The sequence below is a fragment of the Pseudomonas sp. ADAK21 genome, from assembly GCF_012935735.1.
Taxonomy (GTDB): domain Bacteria; phylum Pseudomonadota; class Gammaproteobacteria; order Pseudomonadales; family Pseudomonadaceae; genus Aquipseudomonas; species Aquipseudomonas proteolytica.
This window is the reverse complement of sequence record NZ_CP052857.1, coordinates 1,675,413-1,699,466: the sequence shown is the minus strand read 5'-3', so window position 1 is coordinate 1,699,466 and position 24,054 is coordinate 1,675,413. Positions and strand designations below refer to the sequence as shown.

General features: G+C 60.8%; 23 protein-coding genes. 17 read left to right on the top strand and 6 right to left on the bottom strand.

The window, feature by feature from the left end; genetic code table 11:
* The first annotated feature begins 102 nt into the window (after positions 1–102).
* From HKK57_RS07805 to HKK57_RS07775, 7 genes are all read left to right on the top strand, one after another.
* Complete coding sequence (locus HKK57_RS07805) at positions 103–741, top strand: peroxiredoxin (protein ID WP_169390004.1); 639 nt, start codon at positions 103–105, stop codon at positions 739–741.
* 314 nt (positions 742–1,055) lie between these two features.
* Positions 1,056–1,649: an NADPH-dependent FMN reductase gene (gene ssuE, locus HKK57_RS07800; RefSeq protein ID WP_038444301.1), complete on the top strand. Its 594-nt coding sequence runs from the start codon at positions 1,056–1,058 to the stop codon at positions 1,647–1,649.
* Positions 1,650–1,742: 93 nt separating this feature from the next.
* A complete protein-coding gene (locus tag HKK57_RS07795) occupies positions 1,743–2,711 on the top strand; it encodes a sulfonate ABC transporter substrate-binding protein (protein WP_169390003.1) in 969 nt (322 codons plus the stop codon).
* A gap of 25 nt (positions 2,712–2,736) precedes the next feature.
* On the top strand, positions 2,737–3,885 hold the full coding sequence (ssuD, locus tag HKK57_RS07790; protein WP_029289471.1) for an FMNH2-dependent alkanesulfonate monooxygenase: 1,149 nt from the start codon (positions 2,737–2,739) through the stop codon (positions 3,883–3,885).
* A gap of 9 nt (positions 3,886–3,894) precedes the next feature.
* Positions 3,895–4,683, top strand: a complete 789-nt coding sequence (gene ssuC, locus HKK57_RS07785; RefSeq protein WP_029289469.1) for an aliphatic sulfonate ABC transporter permease SsuC — start codon at positions 3,895–3,897, stop codon at positions 4,681–4,683.
* The gene (ssuB, locus tag HKK57_RS07780) at positions 4,680–5,486 is read left to right on the top strand and encodes an aliphatic sulfonates ABC transporter ATP-binding protein (protein WP_032858910.1); all 807 of its coding nucleotides are present in this window, start codon (positions 4,680–4,682) and stop codon (positions 5,484–5,486) included. Before ssuC ends, ssuB begins: the two co-directional genes overlap by 4 nt.
* Positions 5,487–5,513: 27 nt before the next feature.
* The gene (locus HKK57_RS07775; RefSeq protein WP_003213899.1) at positions 5,514–5,729 is read left to right on the top strand and encodes a TOBE domain-containing protein; all 216 of its coding nucleotides are present in this window, start codon (positions 5,514–5,516) and stop codon (positions 5,727–5,729) included.
* A gap of 123 nt (positions 5,730–5,852) precedes the next feature.
* Here HKK57_RS07775 and HKK57_RS07770 read toward each other — a convergent pair whose 3' ends face one another.
* Together HKK57_RS07770 and HKK57_RS07765 are read right to left on the bottom strand one after the other, a co-directional pair.
* Complete coding sequence (locus tag HKK57_RS07770) at positions 5,853–6,482, bottom strand: TetR/AcrR family transcriptional regulator (RefSeq protein WP_029289463.1); 630 nt, start codon at positions 6,480–6,482, stop codon at positions 5,853–5,855.
* Between the two features lie 182 nt (positions 6,483–6,664).
* Positions 6,665–8,041, bottom strand: a complete 1,377-nt coding sequence (locus HKK57_RS07765) for a glutamine synthetase family protein (RefSeq protein ID WP_029289461.1) — start codon at positions 8,039–8,041, stop codon at positions 6,665–6,667.
* A 278-nt stretch (positions 8,042–8,319) separates the two neighbouring features.
* Between HKK57_RS07765 and HKK57_RS07760 the strand changes: the two genes are divergently transcribed.
* From HKK57_RS07760 to HKK57_RS07725, 8 genes are all read left to right on the top strand, one after another.
* The gene (locus HKK57_RS07760; RefSeq protein WP_169390002.1) at positions 8,320–9,108 is read left to right on the top strand and encodes a gamma-glutamyl-gamma-aminobutyrate hydrolase family protein; all 789 of its coding nucleotides are present in this window, start codon (positions 8,320–8,322) and stop codon (positions 9,106–9,108) included.
* Between the two features lie 39 nt (positions 9,109–9,147).
* Entirely contained in the window at positions 9,148–10,506 is a 1,359-nt protein-coding gene (locus HKK57_RS07755) for a glutamine synthetase family protein (RefSeq protein ID WP_029289457.1), read from the top strand.
* A 55-nt stretch (positions 10,507–10,561) separates the two neighbouring features.
* Positions 10,562–11,926, top strand: a complete 1,365-nt coding sequence (locus HKK57_RS07750) for an aspartate aminotransferase family protein (protein WP_029289455.1) — start codon at positions 10,562–10,564, stop codon at positions 11,924–11,926.
* 195 nt (positions 11,927–12,121) lie between these two features.
* Complete coding sequence (locus tag HKK57_RS07745) at positions 12,122–13,219, top strand: polyamine ABC transporter substrate-binding protein (RefSeq protein WP_029289453.1); 1,098 nt, start codon at positions 12,122–12,124, stop codon at positions 13,217–13,219.
* Positions 13,220–13,439: 220 nt separating this feature from the next.
* Positions 13,440–14,534, top strand: coding sequence for a polyamine ABC transporter substrate-binding protein (locus HKK57_RS07740; protein ID WP_029289451.1), 1,095 nt, complete (start codon positions 13,440–13,442; stop codon positions 14,532–14,534).
* 67 nt (positions 14,535–14,601) lie between these two features.
* Entirely contained in the window at positions 14,602–15,744 is a 1,143-nt protein-coding gene (locus HKK57_RS07735) for an ABC transporter ATP-binding protein (protein WP_029289449.1), read from the top strand.
* Complete coding sequence (locus tag HKK57_RS07730; RefSeq protein ID WP_029289447.1) at positions 15,741–16,661, top strand: ABC transporter permease subunit; 921 nt, start codon at positions 15,741–15,743, stop codon at positions 16,659–16,661. Before HKK57_RS07735 ends, HKK57_RS07730 begins: the two co-directional genes overlap by 4 nt.
* A complete protein-coding gene (locus HKK57_RS07725) occupies positions 16,658–17,542 on the top strand; it encodes an ABC transporter permease subunit (RefSeq protein WP_029289445.1) in 885 nt (294 codons plus the stop codon). Before HKK57_RS07730 ends, HKK57_RS07725 begins: the two co-directional genes overlap by 4 nt.
* 69 nt (positions 17,543–17,611) lie before the next feature.
* Here the strand turns inward: HKK57_RS07725 and HKK57_RS07720 are convergent, their stop codons facing one another.
* Entirely contained in the window at positions 17,612–18,253 is a 642-nt protein-coding gene (locus tag HKK57_RS07720) for an HD domain-containing protein (protein ID WP_070994004.1), read from the bottom strand.
* A 310-nt stretch (positions 18,254–18,563) separates the two neighbouring features.
* On the opposite strand from HKK57_RS07720, the gene HKK57_RS07715 reads away from it, so the two are divergent.
* Positions 18,564–19,529 carry a GlxA family transcriptional regulator gene (locus HKK57_RS07715; RefSeq protein WP_029289441.1) on the top strand — a complete coding sequence of 322 codons (966 nt, stop codon included), beginning with the start codon at positions 18,564–18,566 and terminating at the stop codon, positions 19,527–19,529.
* Here HKK57_RS07715 and HKK57_RS07710 read toward each other — a convergent pair.
* A complete protein-coding gene (locus HKK57_RS07710) occupies positions 19,507–19,860 on the bottom strand; it encodes a carboxymuconolactone decarboxylase family protein (RefSeq protein WP_028618364.1) in 354 nt (117 codons plus the stop codon). The two genes, HKK57_RS07715 and HKK57_RS07710, sit on opposite strands and share 23 nt — an antisense overlap.
* 99 nt (positions 19,861–19,959) lie before the next feature.
* On the opposite strand from HKK57_RS07710, the gene HKK57_RS07705 reads away from it, so the two are divergent.
* Positions 19,960–20,865, top strand: a complete 906-nt coding sequence (locus tag HKK57_RS07705; protein WP_169390001.1) for an AraC family transcriptional regulator — start codon at positions 19,960–19,962, stop codon at positions 20,863–20,865.
* Positions 20,866–21,007: 142 nt separating this feature from the next.
* On the opposite strand, the gene HKK57_RS07700 is transcribed toward HKK57_RS07705, so the two are convergent.
* Both HKK57_RS07700 and HKK57_RS07695 read right to left on the bottom strand, forming a co-directional pair.
* Positions 21,008–23,377 carry a penicillin acylase family protein gene (locus HKK57_RS07700; RefSeq protein WP_169390000.1) on the bottom strand — a complete coding sequence of 790 codons (2,370 nt, stop codon included), beginning with the start codon at positions 23,375–23,377 and terminating at the stop codon, positions 21,008–21,010.
* A 30-nt stretch (positions 23,378–23,407) separates the two neighbouring features.
* On the bottom strand, positions 23,408–23,980 hold the full coding sequence (locus tag HKK57_RS07695; RefSeq protein ID WP_169389999.1) for a DUF6436 domain-containing protein: 573 nt from the start codon (positions 23,978–23,980) through the stop codon (positions 23,408–23,410).
* Positions 23,981–24,054 lie beyond the last annotated feature (74 nt).

Genomic DNA, 24,054 nt, shown 5'->3' with positions numbered 1-24,054 from the left:
TTGATATTCCTTTATGGTCTAAATAAATCGATATTTATTCTTTTTAAAATCTCATCGGCGCAGGCACAGTGGGTTCCATAAGCACTCATCAGGAGCCACACCATGAGCCTCAGACTGGGCGATATCGCCCCCGACTTTGAACAGGATTCCAGCGCCGGCAAGATTCGTTTCCACGAGTGGCTGGGTGATAGCTGGGGCGTGCTGTTTTCCCACCCGGCGGACTTCACCCCGGTGTGCACCACCGAACTGGGCTTCACCGCCAAGCTCAAGGATGAGTTCGCCAAGCGTGGGGTCAAGGCCATCGCCCTGTCGGTGGACCCGGTGGACTCCCACCACAAGTGGATCGAAGACATCAACGAAACCCAGAACACGATCGTCAACTTCCCGATCCTGGCCGATGCCGATCGCAAGGTCTCGGACCTTTACGACCTGATCCACCCCAATGCCAACGACACCCTGACCGTGCGTTCGCTGTTCGTGATCGACCCGAACAAAAAGATTCGCCTGACCATCACCTACCCGGCCAGCACCGGGCGCAACTTCCACGAAATCCTGCGGGTCATCGACTCGTTGCAACTGACCGACAACTACAAAGTCGCCACTCCTGCCAACTGGCAGGACGGTGATGAAGTGGTGATCGTGCCGTCGCTCAAGGATGAGGATGAGATCAAGCAGCGCTTTCCCAAAGGCTATCGCGCGGTCAAGCCGTATCTGCGGCTGACCCCACAACCCAACCGCTGAAGCTGATACCGCCATCGCGGGCAAGCCCGCTCCCACAGTTGACCGCATTTCCCTGTGGGAGCGGGCTTGCCCGCGATGGCGCCCGTACAAACGCTGCAAACATTGCATCAGAACCGACTCACATAGCAGGGGTTTTCAGGCCGTCTCGACGGCCTTTTTTTTCGCCTTATAAATGATTTTTCTTATATGCAATTTAAGAATAAACAAATGAAAAAATAAGATTTATAGATATATAAATCTGCTGATAAGGTCTGTTCCATCTTGGCGCCATCGCCGCACCGCGAACCGCCGACACTTGCTCAAGGAAACTCCAGATGCTGGTCGTAACACTTGGTGGCAGTCCCAGTCAGCGTTCCCGCTCCGGGGTCTTGCTGGATCACTCCCGGCGCTGGTTGCAGCAGCAAGGCGTGGAAGTGGTGAGTTATCAGGTACGGGACTTCCCGGCCGAAGATTTGTTGTATGCCCGCTTCGACAGCCCGAAGGTCCTCGACCTGCTGGCCCAGGTGGCCAATGCCGATGGTTTGCTGATCGCCACGCCGGTGTACAAGGCCTCGTTTTCCGGCGCGCTGAAAACCGTCCTCGACCTGCTGCCGGAACGCGCCCTGGCCCACAAAGTGGTATTGCCCATGGCCACCGGCGGCAGCATTGCCCACATGCTGGCGGTGGATTACGCCTTGAAGCCAGTGCTGTCGGCACTCAAAGCCCAGGAGCTGCTACACGGGATTTTTGCCGAGGACAGCCAGATCGCCTATGGCGAAGGCAGTGCCCAGGCACAGTTGGTGCCGATCCTTGAACAACGCTTGAGCGAAGCCCTGGAGCAGTTCTACAGCGCCATGGCCCGCCGCCCGCAACCGCTGGACCCCCATGTGTTGAATGAACGTTTGTTGAGTGCTCGCTGGAGCATTTGAGCCACACCCCATTACCAGAATCCCTCACCTTACTCAGCCGCCAACGGCCAAGCAGGTGCAGCCACAACCCTAACCGTCAATTTGGAGAGCGCCATGCGCACTGTCATCTTGCGTCGGGGCCTGGTCGCACTGTTTGCTGCGGCTGTGTCCTTCGGCGCCATTGTTCAAGCCCAGGCCGCTGAAACCCTGCGGATCGGTTATCAGAAATACGGCACCCTGGTGCTGCTCAAGGCCAAGGGCACCCTGGAAAAACGCCTGGCCGACCAGGGCGTGAACGTGCAGTGGACCGAGTTTCCCGGTGGCCCGCAGTTGCTCGAAGGGCTGAATGTCGGCTCCATCGACTTTGGCGTCACCGGCGAAACCCCACCGGTGTTCGCCCAGGCCGCCGGTGCCGATCTGCTCTACGTCGCCTACGAACCGCCAGCGCCGACCAGCGAGGCCATCCTGGTACCCAAGGACTCGCCGATCAAATCGGTGGCCGAGCTCAAGGGCAAGAAAGTCGTGCTCAACAAAGGCTCCAACGTGCATTACCTGCTGGTGCGCGCCCTGGAAGACGCCGGCCTGAAATACACCGACGTACAGACCGTGTTCCTGCCGCCCGCCGACGCCCGTGCCGCCTTCGAACGTGGCAGTGTCGACGCCTGGGTCATCTGGGACCCGTACCAGGCGGCCGCCGAGCAACAACTGCAAGCTCGCACCCTACGTGACGCCACCGGCATTGCCGACAACCACCAGTTCTACCTGGCCACCAAGCCCTATACCGAAAAACATCCGGACGTGATCAAGGCGCTGGTGGAAGAAGTGCGGGCCGTAGGCGAATGGTCCAAGGCCAACCCCCAGGAAGTCACCCAACAAGTTGCGCCGCTGCTCGGCCTGCCGGCTGACATCACCCTGACCTCGGTCAAACGCCAGGGCTACGGTGCGCTGTTCCTGACCCCGGAAGTGGTCGCCGCGCAGCAGAAAATCGCTGACACCTTCTACCAGCTCAAATTGATTCCCAAGCCCTTGAGCATCAAGGACGTGATCTGGACGCCACCTGCGACCGTTGCCAAAGCGCCGTAATCCGACTTCTTCAGGAGACAACTCCATGAGCCTCAATATTTTCTGGTTCCTGCCTACCCACGGCGACGGCCATTACCTTGGCACCGCCGAAGGCGCTCGCGCCGTAGACCACGGTTATCTGCAGCAGGTGGCCCAGGCCGCTGATCGCCTGGGCTTTGGCGGGGTACTGATCCCCACCGGTCGTTCTTGCGAAGACTCGTGGCTGGTGGCCGCCTCGCTGATTCCGGTGACCCAGCGTCTGAAATTTCTGGTTGCCCTGCGCCCCGGGATCATTTCCCCGACGGTGGCGGCGCGTCAGGCAGCGACCCTGGACCGGCTGTCCGGTGGACGGGCGCTGTTCAACCTGGTGACCGGTGGTGATCCAGAAGAGCTGGCCGGTGATGGCCTGTTCCTCAGCCATGAGGAGCGCTACCAGGCCTCGGTGGAATTCACCCGCATCTGGCGGCGCGTGCTGGAAGGCGAAACCGTGGACTACGACGGCCAGCACATCAGCGTCAAAGGCGCCAAGTTGCTCTACCCGCCGATCCAGCAGCCACGCCCGCCGTTGTATTTCGGCGGTTCTTCCGAAGCGGCCCAGGACCTGGCAGCCGAACAAGTGGAAATGGTCCTGACCTGGGGCGAACCACCAGCGGCAGTCGCGGAAAAAATCCAGCAGGTACGGGTCAAGGCGGCCAAGCTTGGGCGCACCGTGCGCTTCGGTATTCGCTTGCATGTGATCGTGCGTGAAACCAACGAGGAGGCATGGAAAGCCGCCGACAAACTGATCTCCCATCTGGACGACGACACCATCGCACGTGCCCAGGCCTCGCTGTCGCGCTTTGATTCGGTGGGCCAGCAGCGCATGGCCGCCTTGCATGGTGGCAGTCGCGACAACCTCGAAGTCAGCCCCAACCTGTGGGCCGGCGTCGGCCTGGTACGCGGCGGCGCCGGCACGGCACTGGTGGGCGATGGGCCGACCGTGGCGGCGCGGGTCAAGGAGTACGCGGACCTGGGCATCGACACCTTTATTTTCTCCGGTTATCCACACCTGGAAGAGTCGTACCGGGTTGCAGAGTTGCTGTTCCCGCACCTGGATATCGAACGTCCCGAGCTGCCGAAAAGTGCCGGTTACGTCAGCCCGTTTGGCGAGATGGTGGCCAACGACATTCTTCCCAAAGCCGCGTCGCAGAGCTGAGGCGCCGTCATGAATAGTCAACGGATTCTGCATCGGCTGGCGCCTTGGGCACTGCCGATCCTGTTGCTGGCGGTGTGGCAGTTGTCGGTGTCGGCGGGCTGGCTGTCGACCCGGATTTTGCCGGCCCCCAGCGCAGTGATTGCGGCCGGCGTGCACCTGGTCAGTAGCGGTGAGATCTGGACCCACCTGGCCATCAGCGGCTGGCGCGCGGGCCTGGGTTTTGTGATCGGCGGCGGTATCGGCCTGGCCCTGGGTTTTATCACCGGCCTGTCGAAATGGGGCGAGCGCCTGCTGGACAGCTCGGTGCAGATGATTCGCAACGTGCCGCACCTGGCGCTGATCCCGCTGGTGATTTTGTGGTTCGGCATTGATGAGACGGCGAAGATTTTCCTGGTCGCCCTCGGCACGCTGTTCCCTATCTACCTCAACACCTATCACGGCATCCGCAACGTCGATCCGGCACTGGTGGAGATGGCGCGCAGTTATGGCTTGTCGGGTTTCAGCCTGTTTCGCCAAGTGATCCTGCCGGGCGCGTTGCCATCGATCCTGGTGGGGGTGCGTTTTGCCCTGGGCTTTATGTGGCTGACGCTGATCGTCGCGGAAACCATTTCCGCCAGCTCCGGTATCGGCTACCTGGCGATGAATGCCCGGGAGTTCCTGCAAACCGACGTGGTGGTGCTGGCGATTGTGCTGTACGCGGTGCTCGGCAAATTGGCGGACCTCGCGGCGCGTGGCCTGGAGCGGGTGTGGCTGCGCTGGCATCCGGCCTATCAAGTACACAAAGGAGGTGCGGCATGACCGCTCAACAACCTCCACGCCTGCTGCGGGGCATTCCGTTAGCGGTGCGCAAGCTGCGCAAGGCGTTCGGCGCGCGGGAAGTCCTGCGCGAGATTGACCTGCACATCCCGGCGGGCCAGTTCGTGGCTGTAGTGGGCCGCAGTGGCTGTGGCAAAAGTACCTTGCTGCGCCTGCTGGCCGGCCTTGATAGCGCCAGCAGTGGCGAGTTGCTTGCAGGCTCTGCACCCCTGAGCGAAGCGCTCGAAGACACGCGGCTGATGTTCCAGGAAGCACGCCTGCTGCCGTGGAAAAAGATCATCGATAACGTCGGCCTGGGCCTAAAAGGCAACTGGCGGCCCCAGGCGCTTGAGGCGCTGGAAGCGGTCGGCCTGGCCGAGCGTGCCGATGAATGGCCGGCGGCGTTGTCCGGTGGCCAGAAACAACGGGTGGCCCTGGCCCGCGCCCTGATTCACCAGCCGCGCCTGTTGCTGCTGGATGAGCCCTTGGGTGCGCTGGATGCCCTGACCCGCATCGAGATGCAGCAACTGATCGAAAACCTGTGGCGCAAGCACGGTTTTACCGTGTTGCTGGTGACCCATGACGTCAGCGAAGCCGTGGCCATTGCCGACCGGGTAATCCTGATCGAAGACGGCGAAATCGGCCTCGACCTGCATGTGGAACTGCCACGCCCGCGGGTCCGTGGCTCCCATCGCCTGGCGGCCCTGGAAACCGAAGTCCTCAACCGTGTGCTGTCACTGCCCGGCACGCCGCCGGAGCCGGAACCTGTTTCACCGTTGCCTACGCAATTGCGTTGGGCGCAATAACTCACTTGTCCCTTAAGGAGTAACACCATGACTATCAAAGCGATCAACGTGCGTAACCAGTTCAAAGGCACCATCAAGGAAATCGTCGAAGGCGACGTACTGTCGGAAATCGACGTGCAGACCGCGTCCGGCATCGTCACCTCCGTGATCACCACCCGCTCGGTGAAAGAGCTGGAGTTGGTGATTGGCAGTGAAGTGATTGCGTTTGTGAAGTCCACCGAGGTGTCGATCGCCAAGCTGTGATCGGCTTTCGACCGCTATCGCAGGCAAGCCAGCTCCCACATTCGACCGATTTCCAACATGGGAATGCGGTCGAATGTGGGAGCGGGCTTGCTCGCGAAGAGGCCGGCCCAGTCACCACAACCCTTATCGCTTAGGCAAAAACACCGGCAAATAAAGCCCCACATACGCATCAAACACCCGCATCCCTTCCTCCGCCATGCGCGGGGTGATCTGCCCATGCTGATGCACTGAGCGCGCGTAAACGCGGTCGCTTAGCTCCAGCGCCAGGGCAAACACGTCCACATCTGCCGGCAGCACCGGCACTTCAAAGTGGCGGTTGAACACTTGCAGCATCAAGTCCCCCAACTCCAGGTCATGCTGGCGGTCGGCCTGGGTCACTTCGGTGAGGCCGTGCTGGGCGAGGATCAATTGCCGGGCGGCGGCGTCGTTGCTGTAGATGGTCAGCATGCGCAGCTCCACCACGCGCGACAGGTCGCGCCAGTGATGCAGGCTGTCGTGGTCGATGGGGGCTTGTAGCGCGGCGCGGAATGCGGCGTGTACGTCAGCCGTCAATGCTTCGAGCAAGGCCGGTACGCTGGCGAAAAAGTGATACACCGATGACGGCGGAATCTGCGCCCGTTCGGCCACGCTGTAGATCGACAGGCTGGCCACGCCTTCGGCTGCCAGCAAGGTGCGGGCGGCGTCGAGGATCGCGTCGATCCGGGCCTGGCTGCGGGCGCGGGGTTTGCGAGGGGCGGCGGGGCGGGTGGTCATGGAAGTCTCCTACAAGGCAGAGCGCATTGTACGCAGAGATCCATATCGGTACAGATAGGGCTTGTTGTGGGGAGCAGGTTTGTTTGTGGTGAGTGGGCCTGTTGTGGCTAGGGCTTTTTTGTGGTGAGTGGGCTTGTTGTGGCTAGGGCTCGCCACAGACAAGCCCGCTCACCACAATCCGTTTACACGGTATGCAGGTACCAGTTGTACTCAAGGTCGGAGATGGAGTGTTCGAACTCCTCCAGCTCGCTTTCCTTGCAGGCGACGAAGATATCGATGTATTTCGGATCGATGTACTTGGCCATCACCTCGCTGTCGTCCAACTCGCGCAGTGCGTCACGCAGGTTGTTCGGCAGGCTTTGCTCGTTCTGCTCGTAGCTGTTGCCTTCCACCGGTGCGCCAGGTTCGATCTTGTTGGTCAGACCGTGGTGCACGCCCGCCAGGACCGAAGCCATCAGCAGGTAAGGGTTGGCATCGGCGCCGGCCACGCGGTGTTCGATACGTACCGCGTCGGACGAGCCGGTAGGGACGCGAATCGCCACGGTGCGGTTGTCCAGGCCCCAGCACGGCGAGTTCGGCACGTAGAACTGTGCGCCGAAACGACGGTAGGAGTTGACGTTGGGGCACAGGAAAGCCATTTGTGCAGGCAGGGTCTCCAGCACACCGCCGATCGCGTGACGCAATGCGGCGTTCTGCTCGGGATCCTCGCTGGCAAAGATGTTCTTGCCTTCTTTGTCCAGGATCGAAATATGCACGTGCAAACCATTGCCTGCCTGGCCCGGGTAAGGCTTGGCCATGAAGGTGGTGTCCATCTCATGGTCGTAGGCAATGTTCTTGATCAAACGCTTGAGCAGTACCGCGTAGTCGCATGCCTTGATCGGGTCGGCGACGTGGTGCAGGTTCACTTCGAACTGCGCCGGGGCACTTTCCTTGACGATGGCGTCGGCCGGGATGCCTTGCTCTTTGGCACCTTCCAGAATGTCCTGGAGGCAGTCGACGTATTCGTCGAGGTCGTCGATCAGGTAGACCTGTGTCGAGTGCGGGCGTTTGCCGGAAATCGGCGAGCGGGGAGGTTGTGGGCGGCCGTTCACGTTCTCCTGGTCGATCAGGTAGAACTCAAGCTCGAAGGCTGCGCAGATGGTCAGGCCCATATCGTCAAACTTGGTTACAACTTGGCGGAGCACTTCGCGCGGATCGGCGAAGAAAGGTTCACCTTCAAGTTCGTGCATGGTCATCAGCAGTTGCGCGGTAGGGCGCTTTTGCCAGGGTTCATTGCACAGGGTATCGGGGATTGGATAACAGATTCGGTCAGCATCACCGATGTCCAGACCCAGGCCGGTGCTTTCCACCGTCGAGCCATTGATATCCAGGGCAAATAAAGAGGCAGGCAAGTTGATGCCTTTCTCGTAAACCTTGTGGAGGCTGGTGCGTTCGATGCGCTTACCGCGCACCACACCATTCATATCCGCAATTAGAAGGTCTACGTACAGAACCTCAGGATGATCCTTAAGGAACGCGTTCGCTTCGTTAAGCTGAACGGCACGCGGGGGTACCGACATGATGCAACACCTTTGTTGTTAAAAATATCAATCATTGATCTTTTCTGGTTTCAGTCAACCCGAACGGCATGCCGAAGTCAAGCGAGGCCTTTTTTGCCCTAAAAAAGCGCCTTGAGGGCTTTTTTGCGGCTTTTTTGGGCAGTTTTATCGGTTTGCCCGGCTTGGGACTGGCAGGCTTGAGCGGGCCGTGTTGTATTTTTTACGGGGGTGTTGTGTAAAAAAATGAACAAGGCTAAGCTCGATTCAAACCCATAACAGCAATAATACCGGGGTGCTTCATGTCTGGCCTGCCGTTAATCGGCGTCACCGCCTGCTCCAAACAGGTTGGTCTGCATGCTTATCACATCAGTGGCGACAAATACGTCCGCGCCGTGGCCATCGCTGCCAAGGGCCTGCCATTGATTATTCCGTCCCTGGCGGACCTGTTCGAACCGGCCAATATTCTTGACGGTCTGGACGGCATTCTCTTTACCGGCTCACCTTCCAATATCGAACCCTTTCATTATGACGGTCCGGCCAGCGCGCCAGGGACTGCCCATGATCCTGCCCGTGACCAGAGCACCCTGGCGCTGATTCGCGCCGCGATTGCCGCAGGCGTGCCGGTGCTGGGGATCTGCCGGGGCTTCCAGGAAATGAACGTGGCCCTGGGCGGCAGCCTGCACCAGAAGGTTCATGAGTTGCCGGGTATGCTCGACCACCGCGAAGACGATACCCAGCCGCTGGAAGTCCAGTACGGCCCGGCGCACGCCGTGGCGATCAGCCCGGGTGGTGTATTGGCGAGCCTGGGCTTGCCGGACACGATCCAGGTCAACTCGATCCACAGCCAGGGCGTTGACCGCCTGGCGCCCGGCCTGCAGGTCGAAGCGAGCGCGCCGGACGGCCTGATCGAGGCTTTTTCGCTCAAACAGGGCAAGGCTTTTGCAGACGCTTTTGCATTAGGAGTGCAATGGCACCCTGAATGGCAGGTAAGCTCCAACCCGTACTACCTCGCGATCTTCCAGGCATTTGGCGATGCCTGCCGAACGCGGGCGAAACAAAGAGACGCGCACGCGTCAAACAACGCCTGACCTTTAATGGATGTCAGGAAACCCAGCCCAGAGGCATTTATGAGTAACAACCTCGACCAGCTCACCGATTGGTTGAAAGACCACAAGATCACAGAAGTCGAATGCATGATTGGCGACCTCACGGGGATCACCCGGGGCAAGATCTCGCCGACCAACAAGTTCATCGCCGAAAAAGGCATGCGCCTGCCCGAGAGCGTTCTGTTGCAGACCGTGACCGGCGACTATGTCGAAGACGACATCTATTACGAACTGCTCGACCCGGCCGACATCGACATGATCTGCCGCCCCGACCAGAACGCCGTGTTCCTCGTGCCCTGGGCCATCGAGCCCACCGCCCAGGTGATCCACGACACCTACGACAAGCAAGGCAACCCGATCGAGCTGTCGCCGCGCAACGTACTCAAGAAAGTCCTCAAGCTCTACGCCGACAAAGGCTGGCAGCCCATCGTGGCGCCGGAGATGGAGTTCTACCTGACCAAGCGCTGCGAAGACCCGGACTTCCCGCTGCAACCGCCGATTGGCCGCTCTGGCCGCCCGGAAACCGGTCGCCAGTCCTTCTCTATAGAAGCGGCCAACGAATTCGACCCGTTGTTCGAAGACGTCTATGACTGGTGCGAGCTGCAAGAGCTGGACCTCGACACCCTGATCCACGAGGACGGCACGGCGCAGATGGAAATCAACTTCCGTCACGGCGATGCCCTGTCCCTGGCCGACCAGATCCTGGTGTTCAAGCGCACCATGCGTGAAGCCGCGCTCAAGCACAACGTGGCCGCCACCTTCATGGCCAAGCCCATGACCGGTGAGCCGGGCAGCGCCATGCACCTGCACCAGAGCATCATCGACATCGCCACCGGCAAGAACGTGTTCTCCAATGAGGACGGTTCCAAGAGCGAGCTGTTCCTGCACCACATCGGCGGCCTGCAGAAGTTCATCCCCGAGCTGCTGCCGCTGTTCGCGCCCAACGTCAACTCGTTCCGCCGCTTCCTGCCCGACACCTCGGCGCCGGTGAACGTGGAGTGGGGCGAAGAAAACCGCACCGTCGGCCTGCGCGTACCGGATGCCGGCCCGCAGAACCGTCGCGTGGAAAACCGCCTGCCGGGCGCCGATGCCAACCCGTACCTGGCGATCGCCGCCAGCCTGCTGTGTGGCTATATCGGCATGGTCGAAGGCATCAGCCCAAGCGCGCCTGTTGTGGGGCGTGGTTACGAGCGGCGCAACCTGCGCCTGCCGTTGACCATCGAAGACGCGCTGGAACGCATGGAAAACAGCAAGACCATCGAGAAATACCTGGGTCACAAATTCATCACTGGCTACGTCGCGGTCAAGCGGGCCGAGCATGAAAACTTCAAGCGCGTGATCAGTTCGTGGGAGCGGGAATTCCTGCTCTTCGCCGTCTGATGCGCCGGGTGCGGCCGGGATACGCCGCACCTTCACCTACCTATTGGAGATTGGTATGTCCAGCAACAACCCGCAAACCCGTGAATGGCAAGCCCTGAGCAACGAGCATCACCTGGCACCGTTCAGCGACTTCAAGCAGTTGAAAGAGAAAGGCCCGCGCATCATCACCAACGCCAAGGGCGTGTACCTGTGGGACAGCGAAGGCAACAAGATCCTCGACGGCATGGCCGGCCTGTGGTGCGTGGCCATCGGTTATGGCCGCGACGAGCTGGCTGACGCCGCCGCCAAGCAGATGAAACAACTGCCTTACTACAACCTGTTCTTCCAGACCGCCCACCCGCCGGTGCTGGAACTGGCCAAGGCCATCGCCGATATCGCCCCCGCCGGCATGAACCATGTGTTCTTCACCGGCTCCGGCTCCGAAGGCAACGACACCATGTTGCGCATGGTCCGCCACTACTGGGCGATCAAGGGCCAGCCAAACAAGAAAACCATCATCAGCCGCAAGAACGGTTATCACGGCTCCACGGTGGCCGGCGCGAGCCTGGGCGGCATGACCTATATGCACGAGCAGGGCGACTTGCCGATCCCGGGCATCGTGCATATCGCGCAGCCGTACTGGTTCGGCGAAGGCGGCGACATGAGCCCCGAAGAGTTCGGGATCTGGGCGGCCAACCAACTGGAAGAGAAGATTCTGGAAGTCGGCGTGGACAACGTCGGTGCCTTTATTGCCGAGCCGATCCAGGGCGCCGGTGGCGTGATTGTGCCGCCAGCGACCTACTGGCCGCGCATCAAGGAAATCCTCGCCAAGTACGACATCCTGTTTGTCGCCGACGAAGTGATCTGCGGCTTCGGCCGTACCGGTGAGTGGTTCGGTAGCGATTTCTACGATCTCAAGCCGGACATGATGACCATCGCCAAGGGCCTGACCTCGGGCTACATCCCCATGGGCGGCCTGATCGTGCGCGACGAAGTGGTGGCAGTGCTCAACGAAGGTGGCGATTTCAACCACGGCTTCACCTACTCCGGTCACCCGGTGGCGGCTGCGGTGGCCCTGGAAAACATCCGCATCATGCGCGATGAGAAAATTGTCAGCCGTGTACATGACGAAACGGCACCGTATTTGCAAAAGCGTCTACGCGAGCTGGCGGATCATCCGTTGGTGGGCGAAGTCCGTGGTGTCGGCATGTTGGGTGCGATCGAGCTGGTGCAGGACAAGGCCACGCGCAAGCGTTACGAAGGCAAGGGCGTGGGCATGATCTGCCGCACCTTCTGCTTCGAGAATGGCCTGATCATGCGCGCCGTGGGCGACACCATGATCATTTCGCCGCCGCTGGTGATCAGCAAGGCCGAGATTGACGAGCTGGTGACCAAGGCTCGCCAGTGCCTGGACCTGACTTTGGCGGCATTGCAGGGCTAAGTGCTAGGCTCAGAATGCAGCGGCTTGCGGCTGTTGCATTCGGGCAATGATAAATGCGGGGCTTTGGTTGAAAGCCGGCCCCTGAACTTGCCAGACTGTCGCCCTGTTTTGTTGCCCTTCGACGGGCCATGAAACGTAGAAAAATGTGGCCCAAAAAAGAAAAAATTGGAGCATGACCGAATGAAGGCATTAGGTTTGAAGAACGCTGGCAAGACCCTCCTGGCCTTGTCCCTGATGGGCGTGATGGCGGGCGCGGCCCAGGCGGACAGCAAAGTACTGCATGTCTATAACTGGTCCGACTACATTGCACCGGACACCATTGCCAACTTTGAGAAAGAGTCCGGCATCAAAGTGGTGTACGACGTTTTCGACAGCAACGAAACCCTGGAAGCCAAGCTGTTGGCGGGCAAGTCCGGTTACGACGTGGTTGTGCCGTCGAACAACTTCCTGGCCAAGCAGATCAAGGCCGGTGTGTACCAGGAGCTGGACAAGTCCAAGCTGCCAAACTGGAAAAACCTCGATACCGACCTGCTCAAGGCCGTGGGCGATGCCAGTGACAAAGGCAACCTGCACGCATTCCCGTACATGTGGGGCACCATCGGCATCGGCTACAACCCGGACAAGGTCAAGGCTGCGCTGGGCGTAGACAAGATCGACTCGTGGGACGTGCTGTTCAAGCCCGAGAACATCGAGAAACTCAAAAGCTGTGGCGTGAGCTTCCTCGACTCGCCAACCGAAATGATCCCGGTGGCCCTGCACTACCTGGGTTACCCGACCGACAGCCAGGACAAGAAGCAACTGGCTGAGGCCGAAGCACTGTTCCTCAAGATCCGTCCTTCGGTGGGCTACTTCCACTCCTCCAAGTACATCTCGGACCTGGCCAACGGCAACATCTGCGTAGCCGTGGGTTATTCGGGTGACCTGGAACAATCCAAGTCCCGCGCGGCTGAAGCCGGCGGCAAGGTCAAGGTTTCCTATGCCATTCCCAAGGAAGGCGCAGGCAGCTTCTACGACATGGTCGCTATCCCTAAAGATGCCGAGAACCTGGACGCCGCCTACCAGTTCATGAACTACCTGATGAAGCCTGAAGTCATGGCGGCAATCACTAACAGCGTACGTTTCCCGAACGGTAACAAGGCTGCCACACCGCTGGTGAACAAGGATATCTCGGGCGATCCGAGCATCTATCCGTCGGATGATGTGAAGGCCAAGCTGTATGCAATCAGCGATCTGCCCGCCGCGACCCAGCGTCTGCTGACGCGCAGCTGGACCAAGATCAAGTCGGGTAAATAAGCACGAACCTGTAGGAGCGAGCTTGCTCGCGAAAAACTCAAATGCGCCGCGGGGTGCCTGATGCCCCGCGTTATCGTTGACGACCTTCGCGAGCAAGCTCGCTCCTACAAAAAATTAAATGACAGAAAGTTTTGCCGGATCGGTTTATCGAGGGTAAGTTGCGCGCCGGTTTTGTTGCCGGGCAACAACTTCGGGCCCAACTATTTAAGAGGACCTCCACTTGCCAATTTCTTTATTTCGCAAAGCCTTGCTGGTAGGGGCGGGCCTCACGTTGGCAGTCAGCGTGCAGGCAGCTTCCACCGTGCATGTTTATAACTGGTCGGACTACATCGGCCCCGACACCCTGGCCAACTTTGAAAAGGCCACCGGCATCAAGCCGGTCTACGACGTGTTCGATTCCAACGAAACCCTGGAAGGCAAGTTGCTGGCCGGGCGCACCGGGTATGACGTGGTGGTGCCGTCCAACCACTTCCTGGGCAAGCAGATCAAGGCGGGCGCGTTCCAGAAGATCGACAAGTCGTTGCTCGGCAACTACGCCAATCTCGACCCGGCGCTGCTCAAGCGCCTGGAAAAGAACGACCCGGGCAACCAATACGCGGTGCCGTACCTGTGGGGCACCAACGGCATTGGCTACAACGTCGATAAAGTGAAGGAAGTGCTGGGCGTCGACAAGATCGACTCGTGGGCCGTGCTGTTCGAGCCACAAAACATGAAGAAGCTGGCCAGCTGCGGTGTGTCCTTCATGGACTCGGCCGATGAAATGCTGCCGGCGGTGCTCAACTACATGGGCCTGGACCCGAACAGCACCAACCCGGCTGACTATAAAAAGGCCGAGGAAAAACTCCTGAAAGTGCGGCCCTACGTGACCTACTTCCACTCCTCCAAATACATCTCGGACCTGGCCAACGGCAATATCTGCGTGGCTGCGGGCTTCTCCGGCGATGTGTTCCAGGCCAAGGCCCGGGCGGCCGAGGCTGGCAAGGGCGTGAACATCGCCTACGCGATTCCCAAGGAAGGCGGCAACCTGTGGTTTGACGTGCTGGCGATCCCCAAGGACTCGACCAACGTCAAAGAGGCCCACGCCTTCATCAACTATCTACTGCAACCTGAAGTGATCGCTCAGGTCAGTGATTACGTCGGCTACGCCAACCCTAACCCAGGGGCGGACACGCTGATGGAGCAATCGATACGCACCGACGAAGCGGTTTATCCACCGCAGGCGGTTCTCGACCGGACGTTTGTCAACTTCGAGCTACCCCCGAAAGTGCAACGCTTGATGACCCGTAGCTGGACCAAGGTCAAGACGGGCAAGTAAGGCTAAAACTATCCAACGTTCGTCCGTATTGGACGTTCTGCACTCTTTTTTTCTGGGAGTTTCGTAAATGGCAGTTGCCTCCGGCGCCTATAAGAAAGCCCTCGAGGGCGACCAGACACCGAAAAAGGTGTTGGTCAAAATCGACCGGGTCACGAAGAAGTTCGACGAGACGATTGCCGTGGACGATGTGTCCCTGGAAATCAAGAAAGGCGAGATCTTTGCCTTGCTCGGCGGTTCGGGTTCGGGCAAGTCCACCTTGCTGCGCATGCTCGCAGGTTTCGAGCGCCCGACCGAAGGGCGGATTTTCCTCGACGGTGTGGATATCACCGACATGCCGCCCTACGAGCGGCCGATCAACATGATGTTCCAGTCCTACGCCTTGTTCCCACACATGACCGTGGCGCAGAACATCGCCTTCGGCCTGCAACAGGACAAGATCCCCAAGGCCGAGGTCGAGGCCCGCGTGGCCGAGATGCTCAAGCTGGTGCAGATGAGCCAGTACGCCAAGCGCAAGCCGCACCAGCTGTCGGGCGGCCAGCGTCAGCGCGTGGCCCTGGCCCGGTCCTTGGCCAAACGCCCGAAACTGCTGTTGCTCGATGAGCCGATGGGCGCTCTGGACAAGAAGCTGCGCTCGCAGATGCAACTGGAGTTGGTGGAGATCATTGAGCGCGTCGGCGTGACCTGCGTGATGGTGACCCACGACCAGGAAGAGGCCATGACCATGGCCGAGCGCATCGCGATCATGCACCTGGGCTGGATCGCGCAGATCGGCAGCCCGATCGATATCTACGAAACCCCCACCAGCCGCCTGGTGTGCGAGTTCATCGGCAACGTCAACATCTTCGACACCGTGGTGGTGGATGACGCCGAAGGCCATGCGGTGCTCAAGTGCGCCGACCTGGACCGCGATATCTACGTGGGCTATGGCATCGCCACGTCGGTGGAAGACAAGTCGGTGACCTACGCCATCCGCCCGGAAAAACTGCTGGTCACCACCGAAATGCCGACCTGCGAGCACAACTGGTCCAGCGGCAAGGTGCATGACATTGCCTACCTGGGCGGCCACTCGGTGTTCTACGTCGAACTGCCGAGCGGCAAGCTGGTGCAGTCCTTCGTTGCCAACGCCGAACGCCGTGGCGCGCGGCCGACCTGGGGTGACCAGGTCTACGTGTGGTGGGAAGACGATAGCGGCGTGGTACTTCGCTCATGAACATGAAGAAATTCAAACGGCGACTGCACCGAATAATTCCCAGCGGCAAGCAGGTGGTCATCGGGATTCCGTTCCTGTGGCTGTTCCTGTTCTTCATGCTGCCGTTCTTCATCGTCCTGAAGATCAGCTTTGCCGAAGCCGACGTGGCGATCCCGCCCTACACCGAGATCTACACCTACATCGAGCAGAAGCTGGAGGTGGTGCTCAACCTGGCCAACTACAGCCTGCTGGCCGGCGACGAGCTGTACATCGCCGCCTACCTGGGCTCGTTGAAGATGGCGTTTTTCAGCACGGCCTTGTGCCTGCTGATCGGCTACCCGATGGCCTACGCCATCGCCAGTGCGCGCAAAGAGATGCAGACCGTGCTGGTGCTGCTGATCATGATGCCGACCTGGACCGCGATCCTGATCCGCGTGTATGCGTGGATGGGCATCCTCAGCAACAACGGCTTGCTCAATGGCTTTTTGATGTCCATGGGGTTGATCAACGAACCGTTGCAGATCCTCAACACCAACATTGCGGTGTATATCGGCGTGGTCTATTCGTACCTGCCGTTCATGATCCTGCCGCTGTACGCCAACCTGGTCAAACATGACCAGAGCCTGCTGGAAGCGGCATCGGACCTGGGTTCGAGCACCTTCAACAGCTTCTGGAAAATCACCGTACCGCTGTCCAAGAACGGCATCATCGCCGGCTGCATGCTGGTGTTCATCCCGGTGGTGGGCGAGTTCGTGATCCCGGAACTGCTGGGCGGCCCGGAAACCCTGATGATCGGTAAAGTGTTGTGGCAAGAGTTCTTCAACAACCGCGACTGGCCGGTAGCTTCTGCCCTGGCGGTGGTGATGCTGGCGATCCTGATCGTGCCTATCATTCTGTTTAACCGCAGCCAAGCCAAAGAGATGGAGGGCAAGGTATGAAGCGCTTCAGTTTCTCCAGCTTCATGCTGGTCGTAGGGCTGCTGTTCATCTACCTGCCGATGCTGATCCTGGTGATCTATTCGTTCAACGAATCGAAACTGGTGACGGTGTGGGGCGGTTGGTCGATCAAGTGGTACGTGGGCCTGCTGGACAACACCCAGTTGATGGGCTCGGTGGCGCGCTCCCTGGAAATCGCCTGCTACACGGCGGTGGCCGCGGTGGCGCTGGGTACGTTGGCGGCGTTTGTGCTGACCCGTATCAGCCAATTCAAGGGCCGCACGCTGTTCGGCGGCCTGGTGACGGCGCCGCTGGTGATGCCGGAAGTGATCACCGGTCTGTCGCTGTTGCTGCTGTTCGTGGCCATGGCGCAGATGATCGGTTGGCCCCAGGAGCGTGGCATTGTCACCATCTGGATCGCCCACACCACGTTCTGTGCGGCGTATGTGGCGGTGGTGGTGTCGGCGCGCCTGCGTGAGTTGGACCTGTCGATCGAAGAAGCGGCCATGGACCTCGGTGCGCGGCCGTGGAAGGTGTTCTTCCTGATCACCATCCCGATGATCGCGCCGTCGTTGGCGGCGGGCGGCATGATGTCGTTCGCGCTGTCCCTGGATGACCTGGTACTGGCCAGCTTCGTCTCGGGCCCGGGCTCCACCACCTTGCCGATGGAAGTGTTCTCGGCGGTGCGCCTTGGGGTCAAACCCGAGATCAACGCCGTGGCCAGCCTGATCCTGCTGGCGGTGTCGCTGGTGACATTCCTGGTGTGGTACTTCAGCCGTCGCGCTGAAGAGCGGCGCAAGAAGGCGATCCAGCAAGCCATCGAAGAAGCGGCAGCGGATGGCTGGAAACAGCCGGATGTACGCCGGGCGCCAGCACCGGTCTAAAGCCCGGTACTCGGTCAAAATGTGGGAGCAGGCAAGCCAGCTCCCACATTTGATTGCATTTCAAGTTGATTAGGCAGTCCACGGCGACTGGCGAATCACCTCGACAAAGTTCAGCGGCTTGAACCCCGGCTCCTGATCCACCAACACATCGGTCTTCACGTTGCCAAACGTGGTCTGCGGGCGATGGCGCAAGCCGTCGGCAAACGCGCAGATGATGCATTCCTTGAACCCTTCGCCCCGTGGATGCGCATGCACCACTGCCTCGCGCTGCACGTGGGTAAACGCGGCGTAGTCCATGCCCAGCACATCCATCTCCACGCCAGCGGTCACCAGGGCGACGGTAGGGCGCAGGTGCTGAGGTACCCCCGGCGTGGTGTGCAGGGCAATGGACAGCCACACTTGCTCGATATCGTCGTCGCTTAAACCATAGGGCTTGAGAAAGGCGGCGGCAGCATTGGCGCCGTCCACTTCAAAACGCTCGTTGTCGCTGCGATGGCCTGCCACCAGGCCCAGGTCATGGAACATAGCGCCGACGTAGAGCAGCTCCGGGTTGTAAGTCAATTGCTTGCGCTCGCCGCTCAGGGCGCCAAACAGGAAGACGCGACGGGAGTGGTGGTAGAGCAGGTCGGATTCAATGTCGCGGATGTATTCGGTGGTAGCCTTGGCCAGGGCACTGTCGGGGATTTTGATGCCGGCGATGGTGGTACTCATGGTCATGCTCCTCACGAGGGCGCCGGGTTGGCGCTGATGAGTGCAGTCTGGACGCGCCTGTGCGCGAGGGCCATCGGGGTGAGGATGCGATCCCGGCCAATGTGCGGTCACATCGTGCCACGTGAAATCGGCTAGGGTGTAGCAGGCACTGCTATCCCTTGAAGCCTGCAACAATCCAAATGTGGGAGCGGGCTTGCTCGCGAATGCGCAGTGTCAGTCACCAGATGTATAGACTGATCCACCGCTTTCGCGAGCAAGCCCGCTCCCACATTTGTTTCTTCGTTTATTCCGGTAGAAAGGTGTGCCATCCATGCACAAAACCGTCGCGATCCTGATCTTCCCCGGCGTCCAGTCACTGGATGTGACCGGTCCCATGGACGTGTTCTGCGAGGCCAATCGCTTCCTGGCGCCTGCGGATCATTACCAGCTCGAAGTCATCGGCCAGGTCCAGGGCCAGATCGCCTGTTCCAACGGCCTGTCATTGCAGGCCCACATCCACTACAGCGAGGCATTGCAAGCCTATGACCTGTTGCTGGTAGCCGGTGGCCCGCAGTTGCCCTTCGAGGATTTCGGCCCGGGGTTCAATCAGTGGCTGCAGGGCGCCAGTGCCAGGGCTCGGCGTTTCGGCTCGATCTGCAATGGCGCGTTCATGCTCGCGCGTGCCGGTTTGCTGGAGGGGCGCACGGTCACCACGCACTGGGGCGACGCGGCGGATCTGGCGCGACTGTGCCCCTCGACCCGGGTCGACGCCGACCGCCTGTACGTGCAAGACGCCAACCTCTACACCTCGGCCGGGGTCACGGCGGGCATCGATCTGTCGTTGTACCTGCTGGCCCAGGACCACGGCCCGGAAGTGGCCTTGAGCGTGGCCAAGCGCCTGGTGGTGTTTACCCAGCGCAGCGGCGGGCAGTCCCAGTTCAGCCCGTTCCTGACGCCCCATGCCGAATCTTCATCGGCCGTGGCGCAGGTGCAGTTGTACGTGCTGGCGAACCTGACCGGTGACCTGGGCATTGCCGACCTGGCCCGCGCGGCCAACATGAGTGCGCGCAACTTTTCGCGGGTATTTGCCCGGGAGGCGCGGATCACCCCGGCGGAATTTGTCGAGCGGGCGCGGGTGGATGCGGCGCGGGTGATGCTCGAAAGCAGCAGCGCGCCGCTCAAGACCGTGGCCTATCAATGCGGGTTTCGTGACGCCCAGCACCTGCGCAGTGTGTTCAACCGCCGGCTGGGCGTGACGCCGCAGCAGTTTCGGCTCAACTTTGCGGCGCCGGTTTAAGCGTGTCGTAGGCTTCCAGCGCGCGCAGCGAGTAGATGTAGGCGGCGCCGGCATTCAGTGAGATGGCAGTGGCCAGCGTTGCGGCGACTTCTTCGCGGGTGGCACCGGCCTTGATCGCGGCGTCGGCATGTACGCCGATACAACCGTCGCAGCGAGTGGTGATCGCCACTGCAATCGAGATCAGTTCGCGGGTCTTGGCATCCAGGACGTTGTTTTCCTCGGCGGCTTCGCCAAGCGCCATGTAGGCTTTGACCATCTTCGGGTTGCTCTTGCCCAGTGTGCCAAAGGCTTTCTTCACGGTAGGCAGCAAGTCGGACCAGTTATTGAACATTGCGATGACTCCTGAACGGGTTGGGTGTGAAGCCAGTGTGTGCCGTTCGGGTTTGGCGGTATTGTTCGATCCGCTCAACTTTTTGACCGATATTCGCAAATGAACGCTATCGACACCCTGATCACCCTGGCCAACCTGCGCGGCAACCTCGATGTACGTTGCCAGTTCCAGGGCGACTGGGCCCTGGACCATGCGCCCGAGGCCCTGGGCGTGGCGCCGTATCACATTGTGGTCAGTGGCACTTGCCGCGCCGAACTTTCGGGTGGGCAACGAGTGACCCTGGAGGAGGGCGACATCCTGCTGTTGCCCGGCGGCGCGACTCACCTGTTGCGTAGCCAGGGCGCGAGGGTACCGGCGATGTTGCCCAGGGTGATCGACGACGGTGTCCTCACGGTGCATCGCCTGGGTGGCGATCAGCCGGAGGTGGAGATGCTCTGTGGCAGCTTTCACTACAACCGCCAGTCGTTGCTGTTCGCGGCCTTGCCGACGTATCTGGTGGTGTCCAGCCGGCAATGGCAGGCCGACGGGCAACTGGCAGCCCTGATTGCCCTGATGCGCAGCGAAGCGGATAGCGAGCGGCTCGGTGCGCGGTCGTTCATTGATGCGCTGTCGGTGGCCCTGTTCACCTTGCTGGTGCGCACCTGGCTGGCACAACAGGCCCCGCTGGCGGGGACGTTTGCCTTGCTCACCGACAAACGCCTGGGCCGCGCCTGGCAGGCGATGCTGGCCGAGCCCGGGCATGACTGGACCATCGACAGCCTGGCCGGCGCGGCGTCGATGTCCCGAGCCACGTTCATGCGCGCGTTTGTCAAAGTGGCGGGCGTATCGCCGTGGGTGCTGCTGACCCAGTTGCGCATGGAGCTGGCGTTCAACCTGTTGCAGCAGTCGCGGTTGAGCCTGACGGATATCGCCGCCCGGGTGGGTTATCAATCCCAGGCGGCGTTCAGCAAGAAATTCAAGGAGGCGTATGGCCAGGCCCCCGGTCGAATGCGCAACGCAGATTAAAACTGTGGGAGATTAAAGTGTGGGAGCGGGCTTGCTCGCGAATGCGGTGGATCAGTCTATACATGTGGTGACTGACACTACGCATTCGCGAGCAAGTCGAATCGTCGCACCGCCCCTCCCACATTTCTTAAGCCATGTTTCGTCAGGGCTGTTGTGGGGGGCGGGCCGGCAATAGCTTGAGGGTGCCGCGAGTATTGGCCTGGACCTCTTCTTCATCAAAATGCGCTTGCTCGTACCCGCCCTCGATGTAGGTCTCGGCCTGGTCGGCATAGTGCTTGTCGAACGGCACGCCGCTCTGTCCCACCGGGTTGATGGTCAGTGCGTGGGCGGCGTCGGCGAAGTCGACCAGGCGCCGGGTAGACGGACCATAAGTCACCGGCCATGGCGCCGGGCCAATGATTGCGGACAGGTTGTTCGGCACTTCGTGGCTGCCCGGTGAGGCAAACGGGCCGACATTGACGATCTGGTCCAGCGGCTTCTTGATGCCCAGCGGATGGCCATGGGTCAGGGTATGGGCCTTGCCCCATTGCCATTGCGCCGGGTCGTCGCCGAAGGTGGTTTTCAGGTGGGCCAGGCTCTTGTCCCAGGCGCGCTTGACCGTCTCGGCACGCTGCCCGTTCCACCACGGCGAATCGGCGGCGGCGGCCAGGCGTGGCAGGGCGGCGTCGACCACGCGGGTGGTGATCAGGGTCTTGAACATGTCGTCGCCCAACTTGGGGCGGAAAGCAGCGTCCGTCAGGTCATACAGCAACTGGTTGAACAACGTGGCCGGGATCGACTCCACCGGGTAATCACCTTTCCATCCTGCCAATTGCTCCACCAGTTTGAGCTCGGACGGCTCCTTGACCACCTCACGCAGCACCGGCAACAGCGGCGCCAACAGGCGGGGCCCGTAGGCGGTGGTGGTGCCCAGTTGCAGGGCCTGGCTGTTGTCCAGGTCCCATTTGACCTGGTTGTCGCTCAACTGCGCGTTCAACTGTTGGCCGCGGTCCGCCAGGTTGTAATAGCCGGGGATCTGCATGCCAGTAGGCGATACCGGCTGGGCATTGGCCGAGACCACATAACCCCGCGCCGGGTTTTCTTCCTGGGGGTTGGCGCTGAACGGGTAGAAGCCCAGCTTGTCAGCCTGAGGCGTGCTGCCGTCGAGGATAAACCCGGCATTGGCCCCGGCCGGGCGGATCGGCAACTGCGCCGCGGCCCACCAGCCGATATCGCCCTTGGCATTGGCCCACACGATATTCAGCCCCGGTGCATGTACCTTGGCCACGGCCTGACGGGCCTTGGCCAAGGTGTCGGCGCGGTTGAGTTGGTAGAACCCGTCGAGGATCGGGTTTTCGGTGTCGAGGAACGCCCACCACATGGCAATCGGCGTGGTGCCGGCATTGGCGCCGAGCACGTCGTTGATGATCGGGCCGTGGGGCGACTGGCGTAGCGTCAGCGTCACCGGTGCCTGGCCCTTGACCGCGATCTGTTGCTCGCTGGTGGTCATGTCGACCCACTGGTCGTGGTAGCGCACCTGGTTGGGGTTGTCCGGGTTGACCTTCTCGGCGATCAGGTCGAGGTCATCGTTCTGGAACATCGTCAGGCTCCAGCCAAACGCTTTGTTGTGGCCCAGGAACGCCACCGGTACCAGGGCGTTGTGATAACCGTAGAGTTCGAAACCGGGCGCCGACAAGTGCGCCTCGTACCACACCGACGGCACCGAGAAGCGGATATGCGGGTCGCCCGCCAGCAACGGCTTGCCGCTCTTGGTACGGTTGCCACTGATGGCCCAGGCGTTGCTGCCCTCGAACTGCGGCAGGCCGTTGTCGGCCAGGGCCTGCTCGCTGAGGCGGGCGATGGCACTCAAGCCTTGCCAGTCGGCGGCGGCCAGGCCGAGGTCGCCCTTGGGCTTCCAGTCGAGGTCAAACACCTTCAGGTAGTCGCTGCCCAGTTGGTCGCGCACATAAGTCAGCAAGGGCTCGGTCCGAAAGGCTGCGGCAAAGCTGTAGGCCAGGTAGCCAGCGATGCTGATGGTGTCTTCGGCGGTGAATGGCCGCTTGGGGATGCCCAGCACGTCGAACTCCATGGGGCTGGCGTGGCTGTCCTGATACTGGTTGATCCCGTCCAGATAGGCTTGCAAGGCCTTCCAGTGCGGCGACTGGCGGTCCATCTGCGCTGCATAGGTCGTGGCGCGGTCGCGGATGCGCAGGCTGCGGAACAGTTTGTCGGTATCCAGCAACTTGACGCCGAGTACTTCGGCCAACTCGCCTTGGGCCAAGCGCCGCATGATCTCCATCTGGAATAGACGGTCCTGGGCGTGCACATAACCCAGGGCGCGATACAGGTCGGCCTCGTTCTCGGCGCGGATGTGCGGCACGCCCCGGTCGTCGTAGCGCACCGTGACCGAGCCCTGCAGGTTGGCCAGCTCCACCGTGCCCTGGCGGGTGGGTTGCTTGCTGTAGACATACCAGCCGGCCCCGAGGGCGATCAACACCAGCAGGGCCGCGAGACCCGACAAGACGCGCTTCATGAACAATCCTTATTATTAGAAGTGGGACTTTTAGCCTTGTGGCCAGGAACAATAGCAGCCCACCGACAGGGTGTGGGTCGCATTCACCGCCCGCCCGCTCTTGAGCGCCTGCAGGATCGGTTCGATAAAGCTGTTGCTCGAATTACAGGTCAGGCCCTCACTGTAAGGGCCGAAGTACGCCAGTTTGCCATTGCTGTCCCAGATGCCCACCGCCGGGCTGGCGGGCACTTGGTCGGCGCCGGGCAAGGTGGTGAGGATTTTCATGGCGCCAAGGGTTGCGGGCAATTGGCCGTGGCTGCCGGTTTTTTGCAGGGCATAGAATTCCACGCCCTGGGGCGCGTATTGCTCGATCAGTTCACTCAGGTGCTGTTGGTTGCCGACATTGCACGGGCAGGCCGGGTCCCAGAAGTGCACCAGGCGGATCGGGCCGGGGCCTGCCAGGTCGTCCGGCAGGCGCAGCAGGTCGCCGGAAAACACCGCCGTATGCTCGCTGAATGCCCGCAGATAGCGACCCTGGAACCAGTCATACGCGGCCCACAGCACGGCGGCGCAGATCAGCATGATCAGGCTGGCGAGCAGGGCAGTGCGGTAGGGTTTTCGCATTCAGAACAATCCTCGACGGTGGCGTAGCTTGCCATGCTTGCCCTGACAGATGAATATCGCGACTCGATATTCAT